This is a genomic window from Halomonas llamarensis (assembly GCF_023555005.1).
In the GTDB taxonomy this organism is placed as follows: Bacteria; Pseudomonadota; Gammaproteobacteria; order Pseudomonadales; family Halomonadaceae; genus Vreelandella; species Vreelandella llamarensis.
In genome coordinates this window covers 124,550-140,357 of sequence record NZ_JAMJPJ010000004.1, presented here as the reverse complement: position 1 = coordinate 140,357, position 15,808 = coordinate 124,550, and the positions used below count along the sequence as shown (strand labels likewise).

Below are 15,808 nucleotides of genomic sequence, written 5' to 3'. Positions count from 1 at the left end.
GCTTGGGATAAAAAACTAACGGTAAGTATTTAACGCGCAGGGAGCGTTGTGCGTGACACAGCTAATACGACAACTAATGCAAAACTTGACGGTTCGGCTCAGCTGGATCCTCATCTTATTGACGTTTTCCGTGCTGGTGCTGCTGGCTTGCGGAGTGGGCTTTTACGCTCTGCAGCAAGGAGAACAGATTGTAGCCAACGGGGGGGCGGCGGCGGCGCAACAGGCGGCATTTGTTGAGATCGCTCAGTGGTTGCGCTGGGCGTTGCTTGCCCTTGTGTTGATCACTGCAGTGACGGTAATTGTCGTCATATGGGGTGTGGCGGTTAACGTGCTACGACCGCTGGATAACCTGGTGGGTCATTTCGAGCGAATGGCGCAGGGAGATTTAAGCCAGTCGATACATGTGCCGGGTAATAACGAGATTGGCCGTCTTTATCGCGCGATGGCTGAGATGCAAGCGTCTCTCTCTCACACGGTGGGCGAGGTGCGTGAAAGTGGTACCTCTATTTACGACCGCTCCCAGCATATTGCGAGCGGCAATAACGATTTGTCGGCGCGTACCGAGCAGCAAGCCTCGTCGTTAGAAGAAACAGCATCAAGCATGGAACAACTTTCCTCCACCGTCTCTCACAATGCTGATAATGCACGCCAAGCCAGCCAGCTCGCTGGGGATGCCACCTTCACGGCAAGACGCAGCGGTGAAGACGTCGGTGAGATCGTTACGACGATGGAAGAGATTAGCCAAAGCTCCCATCAGGTCGGCGATATTATTACCGTGATCGACAATATCGCATTTCAAACGAATATATTAGCGCTTAACGCATCGGTAGAGGCGGCGAGGGCTGGCGAGCATGGCAAGGGCTTTGCCGTTGTGGCCCAAGAAGTACGAAGCCTAGCCGGACGTAGCGCTGATGCGGCTAAAGAGATTCGTCACCTGATCGATCAATCGCTAAGTAAAGTGGATGCTGGCACTGAGCGGGTTAATCAGGCGGGGGAGACCATGCATACGTTAGTGGCGGCGGTTCAACGTGTTAGCGATATCATGGATGAAATTGCCGCTGCGTCTGAAGAGCAAAGTAACGGTATTATTCAGGTCAACCAAGCGGTAACGCAGATGGATCAGGTGGTACAACAAAATGCTGAACTGGTGCAGCAAGCTTCCCGCAGCGCCAATGAGCTAGAAAATGATGCCGCGCGCCTACGCGATGCTGTTGAACGCTTTACGGTTCAAACAGAGCGTCCCCTTAAGCTAACGTGAAGCGTGCCGATACCTAACGAAAATACCCTGACGAAAAAACGAAATGTAAGGCATCACAATGCGAAACAACCAACCGGTGACTCAACGAGAAATCGAGCTCAACGATGAAGATTTTCTAGTCTCCAGAACGGATTTAAAAGGCTGCCTTACATACGCCAATCCGGCATTTATTGAGATCAGCGGTTTTACACAAGATGAATTGATCGGCTCGCCGCATAACATTATTCGCCACCCCGATATGCCGTCGGCAGCGTTTGAAGACATTTGGCGCACCATTAAAGCGGGGGATACCTGGCGTGGCTTGGTAAAAAATCGCTGCAAAAATGGCGATCATTACTGGGTAGAAGCCAGTGTGTCACCTATCACCGAAGGCGATGACGTCGTTGGTTATGCCTCGGCCCGGGTTAAGGCGAGCCGCGACGCCATTAATCACGCTGAGCGTATTTACGCTGAAATGCGCGAAGACCGAAAATCACGTGTGTATTTGGATAAAGGACGTATTCGAAAGCGCGGTATCATCGCGCGTTTATCGCGAGTGCGCCTTGATACGATTCGCGCCAAGCTAACCGCCATGATCGTCTTAGCGGGTCTTCTATTGCTTGTTAGCAGCGGGCTGGGGCTATACGGATTACAGGTGGCCGGAGAGCGTTTAGAGCGGGTTAACCACGATGGCCTACTTGATGTCATTCGCTTACAGCAGATTGATCAAACCATTGCACGGGCACGACAAGCAATGATTGAACCGGAACGGATGTCGCTTATCGACCAGCGCTTTGATATAGGCGAGGCAATAGAAGCACAAGCGGCTGAAGTGGCGTCTGCATGGGAGGCGTATTACACCCGTGAGGTAAATAGTGGCAAGCTCTCACGTGAATTTGATCAGCAACTGCAAACGTTTTTAGCGCAAGGAATGAACCGCGCGGCTAGCGTGCTCCAGTCAGAAGATACTTATGACGCTTTTGTTGGGCTTGATGACGTGATTAGCGTGATGAATCGTGATGGCCAAAAGATTTCGGCGCAGGTAAATCAGCTAGTTGAGCAAAAACAGCGCGCCGCAGAAGCCATGGTGGTAGACGCGAAAGAAGGGCAAACCTTGATGCTTTCCGCGCAGGCGGTGGTGCTGGTAGTGGGGCTTCTGTTATTAGGGTTGATTGGCGTGCTGACACTGCTCGCGATTACACGGCCATTGAATAGCGCCGCACGCTTTACCCTGCAGATTGCGAGCGGCAACTTGGCAGCGAAGGTGCCGGCTCATCGTCGTGATGAAGTGGGATACTTGATGGATGCGCTGAATACTATGCGCAAAAGCCTCAGTAGCATTATTGGCGATGTGAAAAGCGGTATTGATGTTGTTACACCCTCGGCACGAGATATTGCCAGCGGCAATGAAGCGTTGTCAGCCCGCACCGAACAGCAGGCGGCAGCGTTGCAGCAAACGGCATCGAGCATGGAAGAGATGACGACGACGGTGCGCCAAAATAGTGATAACGCACAGGAAGCGCGACGTTTAGCCGAAAATAACAACGCTCAAGTGACCCAAACGAATGACCTGATGGGTGAGCTTGTAGCGAACATGGAACGCATCACCAATAGTGCCAAGAAAATGACTGAGATCATCGACGTCATCGATTCCATTGCCTTTCAGACCAATATTTTAGCGCTTAATGCATCGGTAGAAGCGGCGCGGGCGGGGGAGCATGGACGTGGCTTTGCTGTTGTTGCCGACGAAGTACGCAAGCTCGCCGGACGCAGTGCGGATGCCTCGGGTGAAATTCGCCAGCTTATTGATGGTTCTAACCGCGATATCAACGTTGGCGCCGGGTTGGTGAAAAAAGCGGAAGGGTCGATTGCCGAGGTGATCCAAGCAACCCAAAGTGTAACGCAAATTATGCACGAAATTTCCTCCGCGTCTGAAGAGCAAAGCAGTGGTATTGCGGAGGTTAACCAAGCTGTGGTCGAGATGGACCAGAGCACGCAGCAAAATGCGGTGCGCGTTCAGGAAACGGCGCGGGCGGCGGCGGCGCTAGAACAGCAAGCATCACTGTTGGCGCTATCGGTAGAAGCCTTCCGTTTGAAATCAAGCGGGTCGTCGCGTTCAGCTGTGCTACAGCGTTCAGTTAATACGAGTGCAAGTCCGTCTGGCAATTTGCCAAGTCGTCAACGCGATAGCGATGAGCGCCGCGAAACTCGGCCCATGTTGTCGAATAATCGACAACCGGCCGCTGTGGATGAGTGGGAGGAGTTTTGACACAACAACGTGAAGGAACGGGCGCCGGCCAGTGGGCGTCGGGTAGCCAAATCGAACGCGATCTGGTGCTGACAGATGCTGACTTTACACGTATTCGCGAGCAAATTTACCTGCGCGCGGGTATCGTATTGGCGGAGCACAAGCGCGAAATGGTTTACAGCCGCTTAGCCAAGCGGCTGCGTCATCATGACCTTACGCGTTTTAGCGACTATCTTTCGCGTCTTGAGCGCCAGCCGGATGCGAAAGAGTGGGAGGCGTTCACCAACGCGTTGACGACCAATCTGACGGCGTTTTTCCGTGAGGCGCATCACTTCCCGCTACTCGCGGAGCATATTAAGCATAAAACCGGCTCGGTGAATGTTTGGTGCGCGGCAGCGTCAACCGGTGAAGAACCCTACTCACTCGCTATGACGCTCTTGGAAACGCTAGGCCCCAAAGCTAGCCAGTCTAAAGTGGTGGCGACCGATATCGATACCGAAGCGCTGAAAAAAGCGCGTGCGGGCGTCTACCCACTTGAGCAGGTCAACAAGCTCGATGAAGTGCGTGTTAAACGCTTTTTCCAAAAAGGCACTGGACGCCGCGTGGGAATGGCGCGCATACGCCCGGAGGTCTCGGAGATCGTTGAGTTTTTGCCGTTGAATCTGTTAGCACCACAGTGGCCGATTAAAGGCCCATTTGATGTCATATTTTGTCGCAATATCATGATTTATTTCGATAAAGACACACAGGCAAAAATTCTTAAGCGTTTTGCGCCGATGCTAAAACCCGACGGTATCTTGTTTGCCGGGCATTCGGAGAACTTTTCCTACATCAGCAGCGAATTCAAGCTACGTGGGCAAACGGTGTATACATTGGCGCCCAAATAGCGGGCGTCTAGATGGTTTATATTCCGCTAATAGTGTAGGGGCGTGTCAACCGATGGTGGTGGCCAGCTTAACTCTCGTATTAACACGAAAGGAGGCGTGCATTGAGCGCATCTAAAATTAAAGTCTTGTGCGTCGACGATTCAGCACTCATTCGCGACTTACTGACTGAAATCATCAACACTCAGCCGGATATGGAAGTGGTGGCGGTGGCACCCGACCCTATCGTAGCGCGGGATCTGATTAAGCAGCATAATCCGGATGTGCTCACACTTGATGTGGAAATGCCGCGTATGGATGGCCTGGATTTTCTTGAGCGCTTGATGCGTTTGCGGCCGATGCCGGTGCTGATGGTCTCCTCGCTGACCCAGGCAGGCTCCGAGATTACGCTGCGCGCACTGGAATTAGGCGCATTGGATTTTGTCGCCAAGCCGAGCTTGGGTATTCGTACGGGCATGATGGAGTACGCCAACGAGATTGCGGAAAAACTGCGTGCCGCTGCCCGTTCGCGTCCTCGTCAAGCACGCCATAAAAACGCGCCCCCGAAGCAAGAGTTGAAGGCCCCGCTGGTCTCGAGCGAGAAGCTGATTATCATTGGCGCCTCCACCGGCGGCACCGAAGCTATTCGTTCGGTATTAGAGCCGTTACCAGCCAATGCCCCGGCAATTTTGATTACCCAGCACATGCCGGGCGGTTTTACCCGCTCGTTTGCTGAACGCCTTGACCGCTTATGCCGTATGACCGTGAAAGAGGTCAGTGATGGCGAGCGCGTCCTGCCGGGCCATGCCTACATTGCGCCGGGGGATCAGCACATGGAGCTCGCGCGCAGCGGGGCTAATTATGTGGCGCGCCTCAACGACGGCCCGCCGGTCAACCGGCACCGTCCCTCGGTTGACGTGCTGTTCCACTCGGCGTCCAAACAAGCTGGGAAAAATGCTATCGGCGTTATTTTGACTGGCATGGGGAAAGACGGCGCTGCGGGGCTTTTGGAAATGCGCCAAGCGGGTGCCGAGACAATTGCGCAAAACGAAGAAACCTGTGTTGTCTTTGGTATGCCGCGCGAAGCGATTGCACTTGGTGGGGCAACCGAAGTGGCATCCTTGGACGATATTCCCGGTCGTTTGATGTCGCTAGTGGCCTCATCCGGCCGCGCCCAACGTGTTTAATGAGGCCGTGCGCCATGAGTCAGTACGTCGTGTAACTGATATTATAATACTCACACCATCGTCATCGCATGAGCATGATGATGGGTAAGAATTTTAAAAGCTGATATTGATAGAGGATGACCCATGGCAGATAAGAACATGAGCTTTTTGGTAGTAGATGACTTTCCTACCATGCGCCGCATTGTGCGTAGCCTACTCAAAGAGCTTGGCTTTACCAACGTGGAAGAGGCAGAAGACGGACAAGACGCGCTCAACAAACTGCGTGCAGGCAGCTTTGAGTTTGTGGTTTCCGATTGGAACATGCCGAACCTTGACGGGCTCGAAATGCTCAAAGAGATGCGTCAAGATGATGCGCTTAAAGAATTACCGGTGCTGATGGTGACCGCTGAGGCCAAAAAAGAAAACATTATTGCCGCCGCCCAGGCAGGTGCCAATGGTTACGTGGTTAAGCCCTTTACCGCTGCGACCCTCGAAGAAAAGCTCAATAAGATCTTCGAGAAAATGGGTAAGTGAGCGGTAGGACGTCACGGCGTCTGAATAACAAGGAGACAACACCATGAGTCAGAATGAGCAAACCGGCTCTGACCAGCTGTCTGAGGAGGCCTCTGAAGAGCTGATTCATCGCATTGGCAAGCTGACGCGAATGTTACGTGAGAACATGCGTGAGCTGGGCTTGGACAAAGAGATCGAAAAGGCGGCCGAGGCGATTCCCGATGCGCGTGATCGTTTGCACTACGTGGCGGCGATGACCGAGCAAGCAGCCGAGCGCGCACTCAATGCTATTGACCGCGCCCAGCCCATGCAAGATGAGCTAACTGAGCGTGCTGAAGCACTGGATAAACGTTGGGCTGAGTGGTTCGACGCACCGAAAGAGCTTGATGAAGCCAAAGCGTTGGTCAACGATACGCGCGGCTATTTAAATGATGTGCCGGATATGACCGCTGCGACCGGTAAAGAGCTTCTAGAAATCATGATGGCTCAGGATTTCCAAGACCTGACCGGTCAAGTGATCAAGAAGATGATGGACGTGATCCGTGAGATTGAACATCAATTGGTGCAGGTGCTGATCGATAACGTGCCTGAAGCGCAAGCGCGGGAAACCATGCAGCGTAAGGCCGAAGATCAATGGAAGCACGACACCGCGCGGCGTAACGAAGAACTACTAAACGGCCCACAAGTCAAAGAGGACGTACCTGACACCGTATCAGATCAAGATCAAGTGGATGATTTGCTAGACGAACTTGGGTTCTAGCGCCGGACATTCTTTGTGTTTCCTTTGCGCACCCGCAACGTGATCACGGGCTCAGCCGCCCTTTGGGGCGGCTGAGCCCGTATGCGCTGCTCTCAATGATAGATAACCCGCCATGGCCGATAACGATAGCGACGAGGAAAAGACCGAAGAGGCCACGCCCCGACGCGAGGAAAAGGCACGCGAAGAAGGTCAGGTACCGCGCTCGCGCGAGCTCACCACCTTTTTGATGCTGCTCGGCGGTGTGATTGGCCTTTGGAGCATGGGGAGGTCGCTGTATGACCAGTTGGGCATGGTCATGGAGCAAGCGTTTCTGTTTGAGCGCCGTGAGGCAATGGAAACCATGCCTATGCTGGTCTCAGCATTGGATTTAGGCGAACGCACGCTGTATGCGATTCTGCCGTTATTTTTGCTGCTGACGGTCATCGCGCTGGTCGCACCGGCGCTTTTGGGTGGCTGGCTTATCTCCGCTAAGTCACTGCAGCCCAAAATTTCCAAGCTCAACCCGGTGAAGGGATTGCAGCGAATTTTTGCCCTGCAGGCGCTGATTGAGTTGGCAAAGGCGCTCGCCAAGACGGTACTTGTCGGTGGTGTGGGTGGGGCGTTTTTGTATTTTAATATTGGCAAATTTTTGGCGCTGATGGATCAGCCGGTGCAGCAGGCGCTGGCGAATGCTTTGAGCATGGCGGCGCAGGCGGCGGGGCTGATGGTCTTGACGCTGATCGTGGTGATTTTGATTGATGTGCCGTTTCAGCTCTACAGCCACGCGAAAAAGTTGCGCATGACCAAAGAAGAGGTCAAGCGCGAGCATAAAGAGTCTGAGGGTGATCCTCAGGTTAAAGCGCGCATTCGTCAGCAACAGCAAGCTATGGCGCGTGGCCGGATGATGAGTCAAGTGCCCGACGCCGATGTTATCATTACCAACCCGAGCCATTACGCCGTCGCGCTGGTTTACCAAGAAGGGTCGATGGGTGCGCCGCGCTTGGTTGCAAAAGGGGCGGATGTCGTCGCCGCTAAAATTCGCGAAGTGGGCGAAGAGTCTGGCGTGCCGCGCCTAGAAGCGCCGCCGCTGGCGCGAGCGCTTTACCATCACGTTGACTTGGAAGAAGAAATACCCGCCCAGCTGTACAGCGCTGTGGCAGAAGTCATGGCTTGGGCGTATCGCTTGAAGCATGTAACCGATCAAGGAGGCGAGGTGCCCCCCACCCCTGACAACCTTCCGGTACCGCCGGAATTGGATAGCCGCACAGAGCGCGGTAACGAGGCGCCGTCATGAAAGGGCTGAGTCAACTACTGAGTCAGCGTGATCGTCTGGGCGATGTGCGGATGAAGATGCTCGCCGGGCCAGTCTTGATCCTCATGATTCTGGGCATGATGATCCTGCCGCTGCCGCCGTTTGTGCTGGATTTGCTCTTTACTTTCAACATTGCATTGGCAGTCATGGTGCTGCTGGTCAGCATGTTTACGCAAAAACCGCTCGATTTTGCCGCCTTTCCTGCGGTGTTGCTGTTTACCACGTTGCTGCGCCTGTCGTTGAACGTGGCCTCCACCCGTGTGGTGCTGATGAATGGTCACGAAGGGGGGGACGCGGCGGGTAAAGTCATCGAGGCATTTGGTACCTTCCTCGTTGGCGGTAATTTTGCCGTGGGTTTGGTCGTGTTCCTGATTTTGGTGGTGATCAACTTTATGGTGATCACCAAAGGTGCTGGGCGTATCGCCGAAGTGGGCGCGCGCTTTATGCTTGACGCCATGCCGGGTAAACAGATGGCAATTGATGCCGACTTGAACGCCGGGCTGATCGGCGAAGAGGATGCTAAGCAACGCCGTGCCGAAGTGTCTCAAGAAGCTGACTTTTACGGCTCCATGGACGGTGCGAGCAAGTTCGTGCGCGGCGATGCCATGGCGGGTCTGGTGATCATGGTAGTTAATATCATCGGCGGGCTACTGATCGGTATGATGCAGCACGGCATGAGCTTTGGCGATGCGGGGGAAACCTACACGTTGCTGACTATCGGTGATGGCTTGGTCGCGCAGATTCCGGCGCTGGTCATCTCCACTGCGGCGGGTGTCACTGTCTCGCGGGTGACGACCGACCAAGACGTGGGTCAGCAGATGTTGAGCCAGCTGTTCGTTAACCCACAGGTGTTGATTCTTGCCGCTGTGGTAATGGGGCTTCTGGGGCTGGTTCCCGGTATGCCCAACCTGGTGTTCTTGATTTTTACCGGGCTGCTCGGTGGGTTGGCGTGGTTTTTGGTTCGGCAAAAGACGCAATTGTTGGTCAAAGAAGAGATATCCACGGAAGCGCCGCCGCCCTCTCAAGAGGCACCCGAGGCCAGTTGGGAAGACGTGCAGTTGGTCGATACGCTGGGCTTGGAAGTGGGCCATCGGTTGATTCCTCTGGTCGATTCGCGCCAGAAAGGCGAGCTTTTGGGGCGGATTAAAAGCGTGCGCAAAAAGTTTGCCCAGGAAGTGGGTTTTTTGCCGCCGGTGGTGCATATCCGCGATAACTTGGAGCTTTCACCTAACGCCTATGTGCTGACCATGAAGGGCGCGGAAATTGGCCGCGCCGAGGCACACCCAGGCAAATGGCTGGCGATTGACCCCGGTCAAGTCTCGGGCGAGCTGCAGGGCACACCAACGCAAGACCCGGCGTTTGGCCTTCCTGCGGTATGGATCGACAGCAACCAACGCGAACACGCCCAGGTGTACGGGTATACGGTGGTGGATGCCAGCACCGTGATTGCCACGCACCTCAACCATCTGCTGCACCGTCATTCACCCGAAATGCTGGGGCGTGCCGAGGTGCAGAAACTCCTCGACAAGCTCAGCGATGAACAGAAATCGTTGGTTGAAGAAGTGGTGCCTAAAGCGATTTCACTTACGGTTTTACAGCGTATTTTGCAGAACCTGCTCGACGAGGAGATCTCCATCCGTGATATGCGCTCCATTCTTGATACCCTGGCCGAGTATGCGCCGCAGCAGCAGGATGCCAACGAGCTCACTGCGCTGGTGCGCGTTGCCCTCGGCCGCGCGATTACGCAGCAATGGTTCGCCGGACAAGAGACGCTTAACGTGATGGGGCTGGATGCTCAGCTTGAACAAGTCTTGTTGCAGGCCATGAACGGCAGTGGTGCGCTGGAACCGGGCCTTGCCGATACGCTGATGACGCAAGCCGAGCAGGCGCTTGAACGCCACGAAAGTGCGGGCGAGCCGCCGGTGTTGGTCGTGCAGCACTCATTACGCGCCGTATTGGCGCGTTTCTTGCGCCGTCGGCTACGCCACTTGGTGGTGATGTCGCAGGCAGAAATTCCCGATGATCGCACCTTGCGTGTGATTACGTTGGTAGGCGGGCGTCAGTAATGGCGCGAGCGCTTTAGTTATTCCACGGGCAGAGGGTGAAGCATGAGCGTAAGACGTTTCGTGGGCGCCAATAGCCGCGATGTAATGCGCCAAGTGCGCGAGGCGCTAGGCGACGACGCCCTGATTGTCGCTAATCGCCGCACCGAAGGTGGCGTCGAAATTCTCGCCATGGCGGATTCGGCGGTGGATCACTTCGAGCCCGCGCCGGAAGAGCCACCGGCAGCGTCACCTGCGCCCGCCAACCCCGCGTCGTCGGCGGATGTCACATCGCCAGCGCCTCAGCCGTCGCCTTCCGCCGCACCCGACCCACTGCAGGCGATGAGTGAGCGACTGCTCAAAGAAATGCAGGACATGCGCGCGCTGCTCGCGAGTAGCGGCCAGCCAGCGGAGGCCCATACGCCGCCCAAAGGTTGGGCGCAGCGTCTACACCAGCTGCTGTTTGAAGTGGGTTTTAGCGTTGAGATCGCTAACGAGGTGCTGGGGGGGATGCCGCCGGATTTCGCTGCATTGCCTGAAGACAGTGAGCGCCCGCTGACGTGGCTGCGTGAGCAATTGATCGCACAGCTTTCCGTGCTTAAGGCGGAAAACGCCTTTTTCGACGAAACCGGTATCGTGGCGTTGGTGGGTCCCACCGGCGTGGGCAAAACCACTACCACAGCTAAGCTTGCCGCGCGCTTTGTGATGCGCCACGGCACGCGTCCGGTTGCGCTGGTCACCACCGATAGTTTTCGTATCGGCGCCCATGAGCAGCTGCGTATCTACGCCCGTTTGCTGGATATTCCCATGTACGCACTGGACGCTGAGCAACCTATCGATTCGCTCTTAGGGCGTCTTCAAGGCAAGCAGTGGGTCATTATTGACACCGTGGGTATGAGCCAGCGCGACCGGCGCGTGATCGAGCAAATCGACCACCTGCAAGGGGGGCACTCGCGGGTACGTTTGGTGCTGCTGCTTAATGCCGCGAGCCAACCGGAGACCCTTGAAGAAGTGGTGCTACGCTATCGTCAGGCCGCTCGCGCGGCCGGCGCGGAACTTGATGATTGCATTATCACCAAGCAGGACGAAGCGGGCCGTTTGGCGCCGGTGCTGGATATTATTATGCGCCACGGCATGCGCGTGCTGTTCGGCTCCCACGGCCAGCAAGTGCCGGAAGACATGAGCGTCGCCAATGCTGACGGACTCATTGAACAAGCGCTGAAAACGCGTACGCCGCGCTCACCGCATGCCGTTGACACGCCGAACGAATCGACGCTGGCGCTGCCGCGCTGGTCGCGGGATGTGCTGGGCCAAGGGCGGCGGCTGTCATCGCTTTTAAGCCGCCTGCGTCAGCGCATCGGTGGCTTTGCCCATTTAGAAGCGAGCTGGGATTTAGCCGCACTGCCGGCGACCGTGCAAGATCAGCGTCTCGATCAGCTGCTCGCGGATTATCCACCCGCCGGTGCCACGCTGGGGATGCAGTGGTCACCGCGGCGCAACGAACGCAATTGCGACTGGGCGATGCCTGATATTGGCCTCGACCCGGATGGTGCGTGGCTGGCCCTGGCGTGGTTACAACATCGTCAACCGGCCGGTTGGCAGCCGCGTCTGGCGGCGGTCACGGCGCAAAGCGGTGTGGCGGTGCATCTGCTGCCGCTGCTGCCGGATGCTGCGACTCGCGAATGGCTCGATACCGAGCGTCTGACCTGGGTTAGCCAAGTGCGCGCCTCGCAGCGGATTATCTGCCGGGGTGAGCGCACCAGCTTGAAGCCGTTATTCGCTGAAAGTACGTTAACCCACAGCGTAGATGTACGTTTTCGTGGCCAGCCGCTGGAGCTTTGGGATGTCTACGCCGAAGTAGAAAGCGATGATGGTCAGGCGTTGCTCGCTTGGTACGGGGAAGTCCGCGACCCCGAAAGCGCCAAAACCGTGGTGCGCCGCTACTGGCTGACGCCGCAGCACTTAGGCGCCGATGCACTCTCGTTGTTGGTCACTCAGCTCCAAGGAGAGGGGCTGGCGCCGTTGACCCGTCGCGCCTGGCAGCAGCTAAAACAGGATGACGGCGGCGAAGTCAGTGCCGAAGTGCGGCTCTTGATGGCGAGCGGCTGCGCGGCGGTGGCAAGCCATCTCGATCTGGCCACCGACGAGTCAGCGGCCACACTACGCAGCGATTTGCTCGGCTTGCTCGGTGGTCGGCGTCGGCGGCGCGATACAGCGTTGTTGGATGCACTTCTGTATGCGTTGATGGCCCGCGATGCGATTCGCCAACTAGGGAGCGTTAATCGGGAGGGTGTCGTGTGACAGGCTCGCAAGATCAAGCATCGGGGCTGCGTAAATGGGCCAACCTGCAACGTCAGCAGCAGCCGGATACGACCGGTGACGCGGTAGACGACCCGCAGGCGCCCGAAGAGGAAGCGGTTGAAGGCTCGGTCGAAAGCGCCGAGATGCTTGCCGACGCCGAGCCGCGCGTGGAAAACGCCCCGGTTGAGCCAGCCCCGACCGCGGCCGCCGCCGCAGAGCCGGAAACGGTCGCCCCCCCAAAGCCAAAAACCGTCTTGATGGTCGTGGGTTTGCCCTCAACCAGCACGCTACAGGCCAATCGCGTTAAAGCGCGGTTAGGGCAATGGTCAGCGCTGGGGCGGCAGTGGGCTGGCGATCCGGATGACTGGGACGTACGCGTGATAATGCCCGATGACCCTGCGCTACACCACCTTGCGCGCGAGCACTCGCGCTGGGCGCTTTGGGTGAGCAGCCACGCCGATGCGTTTGCGGAAACCTACCGCACGCTGCGTCAGCTGCGTAATGCCGGTGGCCCCAGGCGTTTACTGGCGCTGCACGAGCCCCACTTACCGCGTGCCGGGCTTTTGGATAATTTGCACGCGGCCGCACAGACTTATTTAGGCGTTGAGCTGCTAATTTTGGCCCAATAGGCGCCGATTGGCGTAAGCTTAAGTGATGAGAGCAACACAGCGAGGCAAACGCCATGCAACGACACAATGATAGGCAGCGTTGGGCAAGTATCTTCGCTTTGCTCGCTGTACTGTTAACGGGCGCGGCTCAGGCCGCCTCAGGTAGCTGGGTGGCGCAGGTGCCGGGTATGATGGTGGCGATGAGCGATCGCCAGAGCACTTCTCAACAGGCAGTGCCCCCGCTGGATGCCCCCGTTCAGAGCGGGGCAATAAACCGTATTCAGTGGCGTTTCCAACATCCACCGGGGCAGACGGTCAACGCTTGGCTGTGTCAATCTGAGCGTTGTACAGCGTTAACGGGAATGCGCGGGCGCACGCAGGCTTTTGCTGGCGAGCCCGCCGCGGCGGCGCTGCATTTTCGCTTTACCTTGCCTGCAGGGAAGCCGCCAGTGCGGGTGCACGGCATGCAAGTTATCGTCAATTACCAGTGAAGGTGCCAGCCGCGAGGCGAAACGATGTACACAGCACAGGGTAGATTTGAACAGCAAGATCAATTGACCCAATACATGCCATTGGTGCGTCGCCAGGCGTTATCGTTGCAGGTGCGGCTGCCGGCGAGTATCGAGCTCGATGACTTGATTCAGGCCGGTACGGTGGGGCTTTTAGAAGCGCTAAGCCGTTTTGACGCCAGCCAAGGTGCCACTTTTGCCACGTTCGCCAGCCAACGTATCCGCGGGGCGATGGTGGATGAGCTGCGTACCCGTGACTGGCTCCCGCGCAGTGTGCGGCGCTCGGCGAGAGCGGTGGATGAAACCGTGCGCGAGCTAGAACAATGCCTTGGACGCGCCCCCGACGAGCACGAAATTGCCGCTGAGATGGCGATGCCGCTTGGCGAGTACCAGCAGCTCCTTCACGATACCAATAGCGGGCAACTGCTGCCGTTTGAGGCGCTGGTAGAAGAAAGCGGCGAGCCCGCCGCCGGGCAAGGGGCGCAGAGCCAGCCATTTGAGCAGCTGCTGGATAGTCAGCAGCGCGAACGTTTGGTGGCGGCCATCGCCATGCTGCCCGAGCGCGAAAAACTCTTAATGGCGCTCTACTACCAAGAAGAGCTGAACTTGAAAGAGGTCGGTGCGGTGCTTGGCGTGACTGAGTCGCGCGTATCGCAGCTGCACAGTCAGGCGGTTAGCCGTCTGCGGGCGAAACTACACGACTCCGCCTAAGCGGAGCCAATAAGAATTCTCGCCGTGCCGAGGGCACGACAATTTTTGACGTTATGTGACCGGCAAGGAGCCGTTGATGAACCCTTCAACGCTAATCGGTATGTTTGCCAGCATTGTGCTGCTGGTGAGTGTGCTTTTTTTTACTGCAGAGTCGCCTGGGAGCTTTCTCAATTTACCGGGGCTGGCGATCGTGATTACCGGCACACTTGCCGCCACGTTTATCAGTTACCCCCTGCGTGAAGTACTGCGCGTGGTGCGTTTGGTGGGGGTGGTTTTCCGGCGTGAAAATACCTACGTGCGCGACGACATTAAAGAGCTCGTGGATATGTCGCGGCTGTGGTTCAAAGGCGATGTTCGCGCGGTCGAAGAGGCGCTTGAGTTCACTCGCAATCCCTTTTTGCGTTCGGGGATTCAACTCGTGATTGCCAATACCAAAGAAGACGAAATTTTCGATATGCTGCGTTGGCGAATTGCGCGGCTTAAGGCACGCGAACACGCTGAGGCGCAAATTTTTCGCACCATGGCCACCTACGCCCCGGCGTTTGGGATGATCGGCACGTTGGTGGGGCTTGTGAATATGCTGGAAGTCATGGATGCCGGCGACTTAGAAATTATCGGGCCGCGGATGGCCGTGGCCCTTTTGACCACCTTTTACGGCATTTTGTTATCCAACCTGATCTTTAAGCCCATCGCGGTTAAGCTTGAACGCCGCACGGAAGAGCGCTTGATCACCATGAACATGGTGCTGGAAGGGATTTCGTTGATTACCAAGCGCCGGCTGCCCTCGTTTATTGAGGAGACGCTTAACTCGTTTATCGCGAACTATCATGATGAAATTCGCGACCCTAACGTGAAAACGCGTAAACATAAGGGGTAGCGGCCATGTTGGACCGTGATACGCGTCGCACGTTGGAGCCGTCGCCATCAGGAGATGGTGATGACGAGAGCTGGCTGACTAGCTACCTTGATGTGTTAACGCTATTGATCACGCTGTTCGTACTGCTGCTCGCGCTGACGCCCCCCGGTGGTGGTGAGGCGAGCGATAGTGACCAAATGCGCCCGCCAAGCGCGGTGCCCTCGATGTCGCTTGCCACCATGGCTACTGGCATTCAGCCGCGCCACGATGGCCTACAGCCACAGTTTTCCGGCCTGACGGTGCCGGGCGTTAACGTCGAGCAGGGGCGTGAAGGGATTACCCTGCGGATTGATGACAGCCTGCTGTTTTCTAGCGGTGCTGCGCAGCTGACGGCGCAGGGGCGCGGGGTAATTGACAGCCTGGTCGACGTGTTAGAATCCTTTGATGGACAAATTTCAATTGAAGGCCACACCGATAGTATTCCCATTTCGACCGTACGTTTCCCTTCTAATTGGGAGCTTTCCGCAGCGCGTGCGATTGCTGTACTGCGCCATTTAGACAGCAAAGGACTTGATGTCTCGCGTATGCGGGCTGTCGGCTATGCTGATACTCAGCCCATGGAAAGCAACGAGATGCCAGAAGGCCGCGCGGCCAATCGGCGCGTTGAGCTACTGCTGCGCCAACCGGTGGGTGGGTAACCTGT

The 15,808-nt window shown here is 56.6% G+C and carries 14 protein-coding genes; all 14 read left to right on the top strand.

From position 1 onward, the window contains the following. Positions 1 to 76 precede the first annotated feature (76 nt). Complete coding sequence (locus M8006_RS04580; RefSeq protein ID WP_250080325.1) at positions 77 to 1,258, top strand: methyl-accepting chemotaxis protein; 1,182 nt, start codon at positions 77 to 79, stop codon at positions 1,256 to 1,258. Positions 1,259 to 1,316: 58 nt separating this feature from the next. Then, entirely contained in the window at positions 1,317 to 3,506 is a 2,190-nt protein-coding gene (locus M8006_RS04575; protein WP_250080281.1) for a methyl-accepting chemotaxis protein, read from the top strand. Continuing rightward, complete coding sequence (locus tag M8006_RS04570) at positions 3,503 to 4,372, top strand: CheR family methyltransferase (RefSeq protein WP_250080280.1); 870 nt, start codon at positions 3,503 to 3,505, stop codon at positions 4,370 to 4,372. The genes M8006_RS04575 and M8006_RS04570 overlap by 4 nt, the downstream gene beginning before the upstream one ends. Positions 4,373 to 4,473: 101 nt before the next feature. After that, positions 4,474 to 5,535 (top strand): protein-glutamate methylesterase/protein-glutamine glutaminase, encoded by a 1,062-nt coding sequence (locus M8006_RS04565; protein WP_250080279.1) that lies wholly within the window; start codon positions 4,474 to 4,476, stop codon positions 5,533 to 5,535. Between the two features lie 123 nt (positions 5,536 to 5,658). Continuing rightward, entirely contained in the window at positions 5,659 to 6,048 is a 390-nt protein-coding gene (gene cheY / locus M8006_RS04560; RefSeq protein ID WP_250080278.1) for a chemotaxis response regulator CheY, read from the top strand. A gap of 43 nt (positions 6,049 to 6,091) precedes the next feature. Continuing rightward, positions 6,092 to 6,787: a protein phosphatase CheZ gene (gene cheZ, locus M8006_RS04555; RefSeq protein ID WP_250080277.1), complete on the top strand. Its 696-nt coding sequence runs from the start codon at positions 6,092 to 6,094 to the stop codon at positions 6,785 to 6,787. A gap of 112 nt (positions 6,788 to 6,899) precedes the next feature. Then, complete coding sequence (flhB, locus tag M8006_RS04550; RefSeq protein WP_250080276.1) at positions 6,900 to 8,060, top strand: flagellar biosynthesis protein FlhB; 1,161 nt, start codon at positions 6,900 to 6,902, stop codon at positions 8,058 to 8,060. Next, complete coding sequence (gene flhA / locus M8006_RS04545; RefSeq protein WP_250080275.1) at positions 8,057 to 10,144, top strand: flagellar biosynthesis protein FlhA; 2,088 nt, start codon at positions 8,057 to 8,059, stop codon at positions 10,142 to 10,144. The genes flhB and flhA overlap by 4 nt, the downstream gene beginning before the upstream one ends. A 42-nt stretch (positions 10,145 to 10,186) precedes the next feature. After that, positions 10,187 to 12,421, top strand: coding sequence for a flagellar biosynthesis GTPase FlhF (gene flhF, locus M8006_RS04540; RefSeq protein ID WP_250080274.1), 2,235 nt, complete (start codon positions 10,187 to 10,189; stop codon positions 12,419 to 12,421). Further along, a complete protein-coding gene (locus M8006_RS04535) occupies positions 12,418 to 13,050 on the top strand; it encodes a hypothetical protein (protein ID WP_250080273.1) in 633 nt (210 codons plus the stop codon). Before flhF ends, M8006_RS04535 begins: the two co-directional genes overlap by 4 nt. 53 nt (positions 13,051 to 13,103) lie before the next feature. Further along, on the top strand, positions 13,104 to 13,520 hold the full coding sequence (locus tag M8006_RS04530; protein WP_250080272.1) for a flagellar protein FlhE: 417 nt from the start codon (positions 13,104 to 13,106) through the stop codon (positions 13,518 to 13,520). 24 nt (positions 13,521 to 13,544) lie between these two features. Next, entirely contained in the window at positions 13,545 to 14,249 is a 705-nt protein-coding gene (locus tag M8006_RS04525; RefSeq protein WP_250080271.1) for an RNA polymerase sigma factor FliA, read from the top strand. Between the two features lie 76 nt (positions 14,250 to 14,325). Then, entirely contained in the window at positions 14,326 to 15,126 is an 801-nt protein-coding gene (locus M8006_RS04520; protein WP_250080270.1) for a motility protein A, read from the top strand. A gap of 5 nt (positions 15,127 to 15,131) precedes the next feature. Further along, positions 15,132 to 15,803, top strand: coding sequence for an OmpA/MotB family protein (locus M8006_RS04515; protein ID WP_250080269.1), 672 nt, complete (start codon positions 15,132 to 15,134; stop codon positions 15,801 to 15,803). Positions 15,804 to 15,808 lie beyond the last annotated feature (5 nt).